The sequence below is a fragment of the Mesorhizobium helmanticense genome (assembly GCF_003034915.1).
GTDB lineage: Bacteria > Pseudomonadota > Alphaproteobacteria > Rhizobiales > Rhizobiaceae > Mesorhizobium > Mesorhizobium helmanticense.
This window is the reverse complement of record NZ_PZJX01000043.1, coordinates 55,448-68,246: the sequence shown is the minus strand read 5'-3', so window position 1 is coordinate 68,246 and position 12,799 is coordinate 55,448. Positions and strand designations below refer to the sequence as shown.

At 63.1% G+C, this 12,799-nt stretch carries 14 protein-coding genes; 7 read left to right on the top strand and 7 right to left on the bottom strand.

The window, feature by feature from the left end; translation table 11 throughout:
* Positions 1 to 51: 51 nt before the first annotated feature.
* From C9427_RS23490 to C9427_RS23480, 3 genes are read left to right on the top strand one after another with little or no spacing between them, the layout of a single operon-like run.
* On the top strand, positions 52 to 1,572 hold the full coding sequence (locus C9427_RS23490) for an ABC transporter ATP-binding protein (RefSeq protein ID WP_107651469.1): 1,521 nt from the start codon (positions 52 to 54) through the stop codon (positions 1,570 to 1,572).
* Positions 1,572 to 2,627: an ABC transporter permease gene (locus tag C9427_RS23485; protein ID WP_107651468.1), complete on the top strand. Its 1,056-nt coding sequence runs from the start codon at positions 1,572 to 1,574 to the stop codon at positions 2,625 to 2,627. Before C9427_RS23490 ends, C9427_RS23485 begins: the two co-directional genes overlap by 1 nt.
* Positions 2,624 to 3,568 (top strand): ABC transporter permease, encoded by a 945-nt coding sequence (locus C9427_RS23480; RefSeq protein WP_107651467.1) that lies wholly within the window; start codon positions 2,624 to 2,626, stop codon positions 3,566 to 3,568. Before C9427_RS23485 ends, C9427_RS23480 begins: the two co-directional genes overlap by 4 nt.
* Positions 3,569 to 3,707: 139 nt before the next feature.
* On the opposite strand, the gene C9427_RS23475 is transcribed toward C9427_RS23480, so the two are convergent.
* The 4 genes from C9427_RS23475 to C9427_RS23460 all read right to left on the bottom strand — a co-directional run bounded on the left by C9427_RS23475 (position 3,708) and on the right by C9427_RS23460 (position 6,584).
* Positions 3,708 to 4,028 carry a hypothetical protein gene (locus C9427_RS23475; RefSeq protein ID WP_146172582.1) on the bottom strand — a complete coding sequence of 107 codons (321 nt, stop codon included), beginning with the start codon at positions 4,026 to 4,028 and terminating at the stop codon, positions 3,708 to 3,710.
* A 4-nt stretch (positions 4,029 to 4,032) separates the two neighbouring features.
* Complete coding sequence (locus C9427_RS23470; RefSeq protein ID WP_107651465.1) at positions 4,033 to 4,341, bottom strand: YggT family protein; 309 nt, start codon at positions 4,339 to 4,341, stop codon at positions 4,033 to 4,035.
* A gap of 108 nt (positions 4,342 to 4,449) precedes the next feature.
* Positions 4,450 to 6,315, bottom strand: a complete 1,866-nt coding sequence (locus C9427_RS23465; protein ID WP_107651464.1) for a sodium:solute symporter family protein — start codon at positions 6,313 to 6,315, stop codon at positions 4,450 to 4,452.
* A 14-nt stretch (positions 6,316 to 6,329) separates the two neighbouring features.
* Positions 6,330 to 6,584, bottom strand: a complete 255-nt coding sequence (locus tag C9427_RS23460) for a DUF4212 domain-containing protein (RefSeq protein ID WP_107651463.1) — start codon at positions 6,582 to 6,584, stop codon at positions 6,330 to 6,332.
* A 269-nt stretch (positions 6,585 to 6,853) separates the two neighbouring features.
* Between C9427_RS23460 and C9427_RS23455 the strand changes: the two genes are divergently transcribed.
* Positions 6,854 to 7,486, top strand: a complete 633-nt coding sequence (locus C9427_RS23455; RefSeq protein ID WP_107651462.1) for a hypothetical protein — start codon at positions 6,854 to 6,856, stop codon at positions 7,484 to 7,486.
* Positions 7,487 to 7,549: 63 nt separating this feature from the next.
* On the opposite strand, the gene C9427_RS23450 is transcribed toward C9427_RS23455, so the two are convergent.
* The gene (locus tag C9427_RS23450; protein ID WP_107651461.1) at positions 7,550 to 9,661 is read right to left on the bottom strand and encodes a DUF294 nucleotidyltransferase-like domain-containing protein; all 2,112 of its coding nucleotides are present in this window, start codon (positions 9,659 to 9,661) and stop codon (positions 7,550 to 7,552) included.
* 221 nt (positions 9,662 to 9,882) lie between these two features.
* On the opposite strand from C9427_RS23450, the gene C9427_RS23445 reads away from it, so the two are divergent.
* The 3 genes from C9427_RS23445 to C9427_RS23435 all read left to right on the top strand — a co-directional run bounded on the left by C9427_RS23445 (position 9,883) and on the right by C9427_RS23435 (position 11,763).
* A complete protein-coding gene (locus tag C9427_RS23445) occupies positions 9,883 to 10,293 on the top strand; it encodes a hypothetical protein (protein WP_107651460.1) in 411 nt (136 codons plus the stop codon).
* Positions 10,294 to 10,506: 213 nt separating this feature from the next.
* Positions 10,507 to 10,662: a hypothetical protein gene (locus C9427_RS23440; RefSeq protein ID WP_107651459.1), complete on the top strand. Its 156-nt coding sequence runs from the start codon at positions 10,507 to 10,509 to the stop codon at positions 10,660 to 10,662.
* A 156-nt stretch (positions 10,663 to 10,818) separates the two neighbouring features.
* Positions 10,819 to 11,763: an LLM class flavin-dependent oxidoreductase gene (locus C9427_RS23435; protein WP_107651557.1), complete on the top strand. Its 945-nt coding sequence runs from the start codon at positions 10,819 to 10,821 to the stop codon at positions 11,761 to 11,763.
* A 14-nt stretch (positions 11,764 to 11,777) separates the two neighbouring features.
* Here the strand turns inward: C9427_RS23435 and C9427_RS23430 are convergent, their stop codons facing one another.
* Together C9427_RS23430 and C9427_RS23425 are read right to left on the bottom strand one after the other, a co-directional pair.
* Positions 11,778 to 12,110 (bottom strand): GYD domain-containing protein, encoded by a 333-nt coding sequence (locus C9427_RS23430; RefSeq protein WP_107651458.1) that lies wholly within the window; start codon positions 12,108 to 12,110, stop codon positions 11,778 to 11,780.
* Between the two features lies 1 nt (position 12,111).
* On the bottom strand, positions 12,112 to 12,786 hold the full coding sequence (locus C9427_RS23425) for a cysteine hydrolase family protein (protein ID WP_107651457.1): 675 nt from the start codon (positions 12,784 to 12,786) through the stop codon (positions 12,112 to 12,114).
* Positions 12,787 to 12,799 lie beyond the last annotated feature (13 nt).

Here is a 12,799-nt window from a genome sequence, read left to right as displayed (position 1 = left end):
GGCCGCTTCACCGCCATGCGCCGGGCACGCCCTCACAGTTCAGGAGCACCCTTGTCCGCCCCCCTCATCGAAATGCGTGGCATCACCAAGAGCTTCGGCGCCGTCAAGGCGAACGAGGCCGTCGATCTCAGCGTGGCGCCGGGCGAAATTCTTGGGCTGCTTGGCGAGAACGGCGCCGGCAAGACGACGCTGATGAACGTGCTGTTCGGCGCCTATGCGCCGGATGCCGGCGAGATCCTGGTCGAGGGCCGGCCGGTGACGATCAACAGTTCGGCCGATGCGCTTGCCGCCGGCATCGGTATGGTGCACCAGCATTTTCACCTGGCGCCACGGCTCTCGGTTCTGGAAAACCTGCTGATAGGCATTCCCGGCAAGTCGGGTCGCATCGATCGCGCCGGTGGACTGGCGCGGCTGGCCGAGATCGGCCGGCAGCACGGGCTGACGCTCGATCCCGATCTTCCGGTTGCGGCGCTGTCGGTCGGCGAACAACAGCGGCTGGAAATCGTCAAGGCGCTGTTTCGCGGGGCCAGGCTCCTGATCCTGGACGAGCCGACGGCGGTGCTGGCGCCGACCGAGGTCGACGGGCTGTTTGCGGCGTTGCGGTCCATGGCCGCCCAGGGCCTCGGCATCATCTTCATCTCGCATAAGCTCAACGAAGTCCGGGCGCTGACGCATCGCTGCGTCGTGCTCAGGCACGGGCGCGTCGCGGGACGTGTTGATGATCCGGCCAACACGACGTCCTCGGAGATGGCGCGGTTGATGTGCGGCCACGAGATCGTTCCGCCGGCCAGGGGACCGTCGACGCCAGGTGCAGCTGTACTGACGCTGGATGGCATTTCCACGTCGCGTCATTCGGGGATGGCGCTGCGGGACGTCTCGCTCTTCGTCCGTGCCGGCGAGATCCTCGGCATTGCCGGTGTCTCGGGCAACGGCCAGCGGGCGCTTGCCGAGGTGATTTCCGGCGTGGCCGCGCCCGATGCCGGACGGATGACGATAGCCGGCAAGAAAGTCGAGCAATTCTCGCCACGCGCGGTGCAGGCGCTCGGCCTCGGCCGCATCCCGGAAGACCGCATGACGACGGGTCTCGTCACCAACCTGCCACTTGCCGACTCCATGGTGCTGCCGCGCATCGGCACGGAGGCGTTCAGCCGCAAGGGGTTGCTCAAGCCCGATGCGATCCGCGCCTTCGCCGAGGCGCAGATCAAGGCCTATGACATACGCTGCCCCGGGCCGATGACGCGCGCCGGTGCCTTGTCCGGCGGCAATCTGCAGAAGGCGCTGCTGGCGCGGGAGCTTGCCTTCGACCCACAAGTGCTGATCGTGTCGCAGCCGACGCGCGGCCTCGACATCGGCGCCGCCCGTTTCATCCATGAGAAATTCCTCGACATGCGCGCCAAGGGCTGCGGCATCATCGTCATCGGCGAGGATCTCGAAGAGCTGCTGATGCTCTGCGACCGCATTGCGGTGATGTATGAGGGGCGCATCGCCGGCACGCTGGACAGCGCCGACGCCACGATCGCACGACTCGGCCTGCTGATGACCGGAGCCGGGCAGACCGAGGAGGCAGCGTGATGTTCCGCCTCGAAGCCCGCACCTCGACGCCCGCCTGGTTCAATCTGGCGCTGCCGCTGCTGGCGATCGCGGCGACGCTTATCCTGTGCAGCGGTCTCATCGCGCTGGCCGGCGCCCGTGTGGTCGAGGCCTATGGCGTGATGTTCTCAGCCTCACTTGGTGACAGCTACGCCATCACCGAAACGCTGGTGCGGGCAACACCGATGATCTTCACCGGGCTAGCTGTCGCCGTCGCCTTCCGCGCCAAATTCTGGAACATCGGCGCCGAGGGGCAATTGCTTGCCGGCGCGGTGGCGAGCTGCGCGGTCGGCGCCATTCCGATGCCGGGGCCGCTCGCCATGCTTCTGATGGCGGTGGCGGGTGCGGCCGCCGGCGCCGCCGTTGCCCTGGTGCCGGCGACGCTGCGGGTGAAGTTCAAGGTGGACGACGTGGTCAGCTCGCTGCTGCTCAACTCGGTCATCTTCTATGCGCTGATGGCGCTGATTGAAGGGCCGTGGAAGGATACATTCAGCGGCTATCCGATCTCGCCGCCGATCGAGGATTCAGCGAACTTCCCGGTGCTGATGGAAGGCACCAGGCTGCATGTCGGGGTGCTGGCGGCTCTGGTCGCGGCACCCCTGATCTGGTTCCTGATCGCGCGCACGACGCTCGGCTTCAGGATCAGGGTGACCGGCGAAAACCCGGAAGCGGCGCGCTATGGCGGCATCAATGTCGAACGCGTGCTGCTTTCGACCGCGCTGCTCTCCGGAGGGCTTGCCGGGCTGGCCGGCGTCGGCGAGGTCGGCGGCGTGCATTTCCAGGTGATGAGCGATATCTCGCCGGGCTACGGCTATTCCGGCATCGTCGTCGCCATGCTGGCCAGGCTCAATCCGCTCGGCGTGGTGCCGGCGGCGATCTTCCTTGCCGCCGTGATGACCGGCGCCGAGGCGATGTCGCGGGCAACCGGCGTTCCGGCCTTCCTCAGCGACGTCATCCAGGGAACCGCATTGCTCGCCATGCTGGTGGCGCTGCTGTTCACGGCCTATCGCATCCGCCGCGTCGGGGTGGCCCGGTGAGCGTGGTGCTGGAACAGATTTTTCAGGTCGGCTTCCTCGCCGCCATCATCCGCATCGCCACGCCGCTGGCTTTTGCGACGCTCGGCGAAATGTTCTCCGAGCGGGCCGGCGTGCTCAATCTCGGCATCGAGGGCATCATGCTGTTGTCGGCGATGACCGGTTTTACGGCGACCAGCCTCAGCGGCAGCCTGTGGCTCGGCGTGCTTGCGGCGGTGCTGACCGGTATGCTGATGGGCGCGCTGCATGCGCTGTTTACGGTGGCGTTGGGCTTGAGCCAGCATGTCTGCGGCATCGGCGTGACGTTGTTCTCATCGGGTCTCGCCTATTTCCTCTACCGGCTGATCTTCGGCCAGCAATCGGTGCCGCCGAACATCAAGGGTTTCGCCACGCTGCCGATCCCTGTCCTCTCCGACATCCCGGTGCTCGGGCCGGCGGTGTTCAACCAGTTTGCGCTGGTCTACATGGCGATGTTGGCCATTCCGCTCGCCGCCTTCGTGCTCTACCGCACGCCATGGGGCCTGTCGGTGCGCATGGTCGGCGAGAATCCCCGCGCCGCCGACTCGGCCGGGGTCAGCGTGATTGCGACGCGCTTCCAGGCGGTCATTCTCGGCGGCGCGCTGATGGGGCTGGCCGGCGCCTTCCTGTCGATGGCGCAGTTCAACGCCTTCACCTTCGGCGTCGTGTCGGGTCGCGGCTGGGTGGCGATCGCGCTCGTCGTGTTCGGCCGCTGGGATCCGTGGCGCTCTGCGGGGGCGGCATTGCTGTTCGCCTTTGTCGATGCCTTGCAGTTGCGCATGCAGGCGAGCGGGCTTGGCCACATCCCCTACGAGGCGTTCCTGATGCTGCCCTTCATCTTCACCATCGTTGCGATGGCGGTGATGTCGCGCAATGCTGTCGCGCCTTCGGCACTGCTCAAGCCGTTTCGCCGGGAAGAACGTTGACAGCCCAGCGAAATGCCGACGGACAGTTACCTCTCGACCGGCTTAGTCAATTTAGCATGGAGAAGACGACATGTTAGCCGGAAGCGGAAGATTTGTCCGATCCCGCCATACCGCCGGGTTGCCGGCCCGAAGGGAATTCTCAGCCGCCGCTGAGCGCCCGCATCACATTCGGCAGCGCCGGCAGCGTCAGCAAAACCGTACCGGCAAGCCAGATAGACGAGACGACGATGCTACTGGGCTGCGCCGACCAGCGCTCATAGAGGGCCGCCGGCACGCCGGCGAGCATGATGGTCACCGTCGACAGGATCAGCGCACTTGCCATGTAAACGATCTGACTTAAGGGAGGCGCCCAGCCCGGATACCAGACCGGATAGAACAGGAACACCATCAGCACCCACGGCGAAAAGATACCGTTGACGATGGCGACCGCCATGACTGGCACAAGAGCGCTCCTGTCCATTGCCTCAACCCCCTTGTGAAGCCATCGGCGCGATGCCGAAATTGATCAGCAAGACGAGATAGCCCACGCGCAAGGCCATAAGCCAGAGCACGCTGAAGACGATCACCACCGGCTGGGTCAGGATCGACGGCGTGATGGTTCGCACCATCCGCAGGATCGGGTCCGTGACGCTCTTGAAGAAGCGCCAGATGTAGTTGTCCCAGCTTTCGGGCACGAAGAGGCCGAGCAGAAGACGCCCCATCAGCGTGTACATCGCGGCGGCAAGGATGAAATTCGGTATGTGGAAATACCAGTAGGACCAGAAATCGTTCATGTGGAATTTTCCAAGGAGCGGCGCCGCCGCGTTATGACAGCGGCGCCCCCGAAATGAAAGCGGGGTCCGTCGCCGGACCCCGCCTCGAGCACCGATCGCTATACGAGATCAGGCAATCTTTTCTTCCATCATCTGCTTGCCGCGCGGCACACGGATTTCCTCGATGAAATCCTGCATATCCCGGGACGGCGCCTTGGTGAGAAGGCTCACGATGATCATCACGGCGAAGCCCACCGGCAGACCAAAGGCCGCCGACGAAATGTTCTTCACCCCCCACCACAGTTCCATATTGGGCGTCGCCTTGTCGAAGTCGGCGCCGTACTGCGTCATGACGAGGTAGAAGATAGTGATGCCGAAGCCCGCGATCATGCCGGCGACCGCGCCAGCCGAATTGGCCCGCTTCCACCAGACGCCGAGCACCAGGGCTGGGAAGAGCCCGCCGGCCGCGAGAGAGAACGCCCACGACACCATCGACAGGATGTCCGACGGCTTGGTCGACGCGACGTAAGCGGCCAGTACCGCAACCATAACCAGCAAGATGCGCGACACGATCAGACGCCGCGACGTCGGCGCGTTCTGGTCGATCATCTTGTAGTAGATGTCGTGGCTGAGCGCGTTGGCGATGGCCAGCAGCAGGCCATCCGCCGTGGAGAGCGCGGCGGCAAGGCCGCCGGCGGCGACGAGGCCCGAGATGACGTAAGGCATGCCGGCCATTTCGGGCGTGGCCAGCACGATCATGTCTGCGTTGAGGTTGATGTCGGCGAAGGAAAGTGCCGTCACGCCCTTTTCGGCGCAGGCCGCGACGATCGCCGCGGTGTCTGTCGCCGCTTTGCCGCAGATCTGCACGAGCGTATTGTCGGCAGCGGCCCAGCGCATCATCCATCCGGCTTTCTCGGCGATGTTTTCAGGCGTCAGGCCCGACGCCACCAGGTCGAGCATCGTCCATTTGGCGAACGCCGCGTAGGCGGGCGCCGTGAAGTAGAGGATGAAAATGAACAGCAGCGACCAGGCGACCGAGACGCGCGCCTCACGTACCGACGGGGTGGTGAAGTATCGCATCAGGACGTGTGGCAGGGACGCCGTTCCGACCATCAGGCAGAGGATCAGCAGGAAGTAGTTCTTGGCATCATAACCGCCATGCGCGAATGGCGTGATGTGATGAAGCGTGATGCCTTGCGCCGTCTCAAGCGCGGTGATGTTCGCCAGCGCCTGGCCCTGCATCAGTTGCGGGATCGGCACGCCGGTTTTCACCGTCGACATCCAGATGACAGGGATGAGATAGGCGATGATCAGCACAATGTACTGCGCGACCTGCGTCCAGGTGACGGCGCGCATGCCGCCGAGCATCGAGCAGACGAGAATGCCGGCCAGGCCGACATAGACTGCGACGTTGAAGTCGATGCCCAGGAAGCGGGCCGAGATCAGCCCGGTGCCGAAAATCTGCGCGACCACATAGGTGAACGAGCAGGAGAACAGAACGATCACGCCGATCAGACGGGCAAGATTGCCGCCATAGCGGGCCGACAGGAAGTCGGGAACCGTGTAGGCGCCGAACTTGCGCAGATATGGCGCAACGAGGATGGCCACGAGCACATAGCCGCCGGTCCAGCCGAGCACGAAGCCGAGGCCGTCATAGCCGAGCAGGTATAGCGAACCCGCCATGCCGATGAAGGAAGCCGCCGACATCCAGTCGGCGCCCGTCGCCATGCCGTTGTAGAGCGCCGGTACGCGACGCCCCGCGACGTAATATTCGCCGACCTGCATCGTGCGGCTCAAAACGCCGATCACCGCGTAGATGACGATGGTGAAGCCCATGAACAGGTAGCCGATTATAACATTCTCGACGCCCATGGCGCTCAGGATAGCCATCAGGATGATGAAGGCGATGAAGCCGCCAGTGTAGATGCCGTAGATGCGGCCGAGATTGGAGGTGAAATCGCCTCCGCCTGCGGTAGTCGCTGTCGTGTTAGCCATTGAAGTTCCCCCGATCATTCTTCATTGACATGATGCTCTTCGTCGATCGCGTTCTGGCGTCGTGCGAACCAGAACAGCATGACGACGAAGGCGATGAGCGAGCCCTGAGCGGCCATGTAGAAGCCGAGCGGAAAGCCAAAAATAACGATGGTGTTGAGTTGCTCCACGAACATGTGGATGATGTAGCCGAAGAACACCCACAGGCCCAACATGACGAACATGAGGCTCTTGGTCTTGTTCCAATAACTTACGCGGTCTGGCGTCGCCATGGCGTTGAACCCTCCCTTGGTTGGGCAGCTTGCGAACCGTCTCGACCGCAAGGCGCCGTTTTAAAGCTTGCCTCTTCCGCTAACGCGGAAGTCCTCCGGCAAATGTTGCGGCCAGGTATAGAATCAGCCGACCGTAACTTTATAGAGGTAACACTTCTTGTTGCTGCTGTTCATACGACTTTAGAATCGGTGAGAGTTGACTGGCGGCGCGGTGTCGCGAAGGCTAAACGGTCAATATCGATCGGAAATAAAAAAGAAGGGAGAGCGCCGTGAGCCTGCTGAACAAGCTGTTGCCCGAGTTCCTGCGCAAGCCACAGCCGATCGGCAGCGCTGCCGAACTGGCTGACTTCATGGATTCGCGCGCCGCCTTCCTGGCGCAGAAAAGCATCGTCGAGTTCTGCCGCGTCAGGGCAGGGGTCTACTGGCAGAAGCTGTTCAGCGAGAAGGAGTTCCAGGCGGCGCTGAACCATTCGCGCTGGCGCGCCTATCCCGCGTGCTACGCCATCGTGGCGGAGATGGTAGAGGGTGCGCTGCGTGAACCTGCCGGCTTGCGCCAGCGAGGCCTGCCAGCGGCGCTGGAAAAAGTGGCCTTGGCAAGCTTCTCCAGATATGCCGTTCCGGAGGGCTCGCCCCCCACTTTCTGGGAGGACGCCGCCGAGCTCACACGCCGGCGCCTCGCCGCCACACAGATCGGTCCGCCGCGGCCGGTGCGTGAAATCCCCGAGCCGCTGGCGCGGACCGTTTTCGAGATGGTCCCGATCCATCCCAATCTACTGACCAACGACTACGACTACATTTTCAACTTCCTGAGAATGAATTTGCTGCGCACGCATGAGGATTTCCTTGAGCAGGCTGACCGCAGCGCCCTGGTCGACGAACTGCTTGGCGCCGCGCGCATCTGAATTTGTTCCTGCCCTCCGAAATCCAAGGTTCCCTTCGACCTTGCACCGTTCGAACGTCGCCGGCTATGCGAACATCAGGTCCCGCATCAGGTCGGGTACTGATTGAAGGCGCTTGATGAGGCTCTTGAGTTCTGCCTGCTGCTCGCGCGTAAGGTCATCGATCGCGATGCGGTTGGAGGCAGGAATGCCGGCGTAGATGTCATGCGTCTGCTGACCGAGCAGCAACCCGATCAGCATGGCGTGGCCAGCCAGCATTGCCTTGATGTCGCGCTCGCCGCCAATGTCCAGCGCGATCAGTTTCTCGAACCGGGCACGTGTGCTCCGTTCGCGGATGCCGTGGCGGATTGCAAGAGTGCGAGCGGTCGCAACGATCGGAAAAAGGCCATGCTTCTTGATGTCCAGCCGGCCATTTTCAAGCTGAAAGCCGCCAAAAAGAGTGAAGGGATTGCCGGCTGCTATCTGCTCGCCGAGAAGCTTCGCGAAGACCGGCTCGGCGTGGCCGCGGTCATATGCATGGTCGATGAACCGCGCGGCCAGCGTCATGTCGCCGTGAACCGGCCTCTGGTCGTAAACGATATCGACGTTGAGCAGGTCCTCCGGCCGTAGGCGGCGTACCCAATCCTCGACGCGCCCCTTCCAGGTGTCGAGGCTTCCGCGGAATGCCGCGTTCGCGGCCATTACCCCGCCTCTGCAATACGGCACGCCGGAGATGTCGAGCATGTCGGCGAGCTTGGCGCCGAGATTTTTGAACCAGCCGTCTTCCGGCCCGTCCGGCTCGCCATGTGCGAAGACGATGGCGTTGTCCTGATCGGCTGCCATCAGGCTTTCGCCACGGCCGCCTGAGCCGAGCACGAGCACGGCGTAGGCACAGGGCGGCGGGCCGTGGCCTTCGATCAGCATCTGTTGTTCCGCAAGCGCGGCGGCGCGGCGCGTAAGGGAGCAAAGTTCCTCGCTGATGATTTCCGCCACCACGCGCGGGTCGATCTCCTCGCCGATGAGCGACCGCGTGACGCCCGGCAGCATCGACCAGGCGGCCGCCAATTCGGCGACGTCCTTGGCATGCTCGATGGTGTCGTCGAGATTGATGGCCGCGGTGGCGCGCAGCCTCAGCAGGTCGCGCGCCGAAAGCACGCCGACCAGCATGCCCACCTCGTCGCGGACGGCGAGGTGGCGAACTTTCAGCCGATCCATGCGCCCGATCGCTCGATAGGCGAATGCAGCGGCGCGGATGCTTATCAGCGGTCGCGTTGCGATGCTTCCGATCGGCAGGTCAAAAACGCGCTCGGCGTCGGATGATATGCGGCGCAGCAGATCGCGCTCGGTAACGATGCCGTACTCCACGACCGGTTGGTCCGGCGCTCCTCGGTCGGACACGAGGACCGAGCTGATCTTGCGCCTGACCATAAGGTCGATGACCTGCTTGGTCGGTTCGGCCGATTTCACCACGACTGGCGGGTCGCTCATAAGACTGCCGACGCGATGGCGATAGGCATACGGATCGACCGGCTGAAACGCGGGAATCTGGGGTCGCGACACCGGCTCAACCCAGCCGGCACGATGGCCGGCTTCGAGAGTGTGCGAAAGGGCAAGGCAGGCGACCTCGGCTTCTCCGAGCGTTCGGATGTTGCGCTTGCGCAATTCCGGAATCAACGCGGCAAAGATGTCTCCCGCCGCGATCGCATCGCCCAGTGCCGTATGGCGGCCAGCTATCTCCAGGCGAAGCCAGGCGGCGATCATGTCCAGCGAATGGTCCGCCAGATCGGGATTTGCTATGGTTGCCAGAAGCCGGACGCACAGCGACCGAGGCTTTTTCCATGGCAAACGGGCGCGTTGGCATTCGCGTTTCAATACCGCCAGGTCGAAGCCGATCGAGTGGCCGACGAGGATGCGGTCTCCAACGAACTCCTGGAATGGCGCCCACGCATCCAGGAAGCTCCCGGCTCCGTCAACATCGGCATCCGTGATGCCGTGGACGCGCGAGGCCTCAGGCGGGATTGCTTCACCAGGATCGATGAGGAGATTGAACCGAGGTTCCTGGACGATTTTGCCATGCGCGATGCCGATTGCGCCAATCTGGACCACGCGTGCCTTTGTGGCGTCGAGCCCGGTTGTTTCGGTGTCGACGGCCGCAGCCGCTATGGCAATCAGTGGTGTCGCGCCGGTCGCCCGTTTCATTCCCATCCCCTTCGACATGGCCGAAAAGCCTTCTCCTGCCGGATGTCCCGCAGCATAAGGCCCGCCGGCAGGCCGCGTCGACGGCTGAATTTCGGGCTATGGCGTTCGCAACGATGCGCCGGGTCAGCCGGAGCTGCGCCGGCATGTCCATTCGCCTTAAAGTGACTTGATATGGTCGAAGGGCTCGCACATTCTTGGCCAGTTTGTTGCCGAGGCAGCCGATGGACGAGATCAGGCGGGTCGCTGTGGAGTGCATCGGGCGCGCCGTGATGTTCGGATCGCTTGCCATCGGCTGTGTCATGATCGGATTCTCCTTCAATCCGGTATCCGCCTTTCGCTCCGGCGCGTTCCTTACGCTGGCAATGGCACTGGCACTGATGTGGAAAGCCATGACCGCAGGCATCAAGAATCCCAAACACACCGAAGTGTGGCTTTATCTCGACGAGAAATCGCGCCCGGCCGATGGCTCGGCACGACGGGTGTTCGGCACCGTCTTGAGCGACGTCTACAAACTCTACGCCCGGATTGCGCTCGGTGTGGCGGTCGGTTTCTTCCTGGTGTCGCTCGTCCTGATGCTGTTCGGCATGGAAGGCTACGTGCCGCCCAGCGACAGGAGACTGCTTGTCCCGTAACATCGCTGCCCGCTTGCGCGGCGATGCTATGCCCCATGCCAAGCGAAATGCCGGACACGGCGAACTCTCCGCCGGCGACCGGCCAGCCAGGGTCACGAAACGGGCAAACTAATTTATTGCGTATTTTGAGTACATTATTCCAATATTCGCCCGAAAATAGCACTCGACAAAGTCTACTAATTTTATAGATTAATGGCGAGACGGAGGTTCGACATGTCCTATATCCAGAACGCTCAGACTGATCGTGGCGGCCAAAAGCTGGACTATGCGCAGAGCTTTCGTCCGGCCTATGCAGGCGCTTTTGCCTATCTCGTCTTTGCCCTTGCGTTCGTGTTCACCGGGGCAGTCGTTCTGGGGCTGATTCCCTGATCCTTGGGGGTCTGATCCCGTCGGTCAGCGGCTGACCGTTTCAGAAATAGCCGCTTTCAGAAATGCCGGAGTTGAATGAGCCGAATGCCGGAGCGCTTTCGTGCGCCCGTTACTCAACGTGATGCCCATGTTTCCAACGTGATGGAGGAGATGGCAATGCCGATCGAGTTCACGCATGTCCCCGGTAAATCACGCCCTGCCCACGCCAGCTTTTTCTACGATTTCGTCGAGACCGCGACAAAGCTGTCGCTGATCGAGGATGCCGGATTCCGCAAGATCGTCGTCGACGATCCGGCAGGGCTGTTGACCAATATGGATCTTGCCGCTCAGGCGCTGGGTCGCACCTCGTCGCTGGAGGTGGTTCTTTCCCATTGGGCTGGCGTGATCGAGCCGACCGTGGCGGCGCGGCAACTGGCGGCCCTCGACGCTAAAAGCGGCGGGCGGCTGTCGCTCAGGATGCTGAGCGAGCCGCTGAGCGACGACGATGCCGAGATGCGCCCGGTCGGTCACACCGTCGTCTGGCAGCGCACCGACGAGTATATGGTGCTTTTGAAGCGGCTGTGGTCGAACGACCGGCCCTTCGACCATGAAGGCGCCTTCTATAGCATCAAGGCCGGCTATGTGCCACGCAAGGGACCGCACGGCGCCGACGTGACCATCCGCATGGGCGGTCAGTCCGGAACCGCGCTCAAGGTCGCGGGGCGGCATGCCGATGTCTTCGAGCTGACGCCAGGCTCGCTCGACGAGATCCGGCAGCTGATCGACCGGGTGCGCAGCGCCGCCGCCGAACATGGCCGGGCCGGCAAATTGCGCTTTGCGCTTCCCGTCCGGTTTGGTTCGCATGGCAATACCGTCGCCTGCCAAAAGGCGGTCGAGATCGCCGGGCCGCCGGCGCAGGTGGCGCTGGCACTGCTGCCTTACGCGGCTTTGGGTATCCAGGAGTTCATGATTGTCGGCGTCGACAGGCCGCGCGAGATCGCGTTCGCCGCCCGTGAAACGATCGCGCTCCTGCGCAATTCGCTGGCGCGTCGCGAGGCCGATGTGCCGCAGCCTGGGGCGTTTGCCTCGCGCGTGACAGGAGAAGCACGCGCTCCTTCCTGACGCGGGCTCTCGCGTCATTTCAGGACGCGCTCGACAATCGCGCCGAAGGTCGGCGGGTCGAATGCCGGCAGGATGAGCGGTTCGACGAAGCCGTCGCGCCGGGCCGTCAGCACGTATTGCAGCATGGCCTCGTTGTCAGGCATCTCGAAGACCTGAACGAAGTCATAGGCGCCGAGCGTGGCATAGAAGGCGAGGGATTTGCCGCCGAGTGCCGCGACCCGCTCCTCGCTAACCTTGCGGCGATCGGGGCTGCCGGCGAGCTCGGCCAGTCCCTTGTCCGTCAATCGCATCAGCGAGATATAAAGCCGGCTGGTCGTAGCCGGTGTGCCGGCAGTCTCGTCAGGCATTTCAGTGGCCCCTGCCGGAGAGTTGCGACAGGCCGGCGATGACGGCGGTTGAATCCGTCAGTGCGCCGAAGATGCCGTTCTCGACCGTCACCATGTGCAGCGCGGCCTCATGCGCATATCTGTCGCCGCTGGCGCAGGCATCCGAGATGGTCAGGCACTGGAAATTGCGGTCGCAGGCCTCGCGCAACGTCGTGTGCACGCAGACATCGGTCGTGCATCCCGAAAACATGAGATGGGTGATGCCTTGCGCGCGCAACACATGCTCGAAATCGGTGTAGGTGAAGGCGCCGTTGCAGGTCTTGTCGACGATAATGTCCTCAGCCGCCACATCGATCTCGGGAACGATCTGGAAGCCGGGGCTCGAACGCAGCAGGATGTCGGTCCCCTCGAGACCGGCCCGCTTGCGGCGCCATTTCTCGTAGGGCGTCATATCGGCCATGTCGGCCCGGTAGCCTTGCCTTGTGTGGATGATTTTCAGGCCAGCCGTACGCGCGGCCGCGATCAAGCGGTTGACCGTCGGCAGGATGGCTCGCAGCGGGCTTGGATCGTAGCCCTGCCTGGCGAAATAGCCCGATGTCGACAGGAAATCCTCCTGCAGGTCGATGACGATCAGCGCGGTATTTTCAGCAACCAGCCTGCCGTCATAGGGGAAATCGAAAGGTGTCGCCTTGATCATTTTTCTCTCTTCC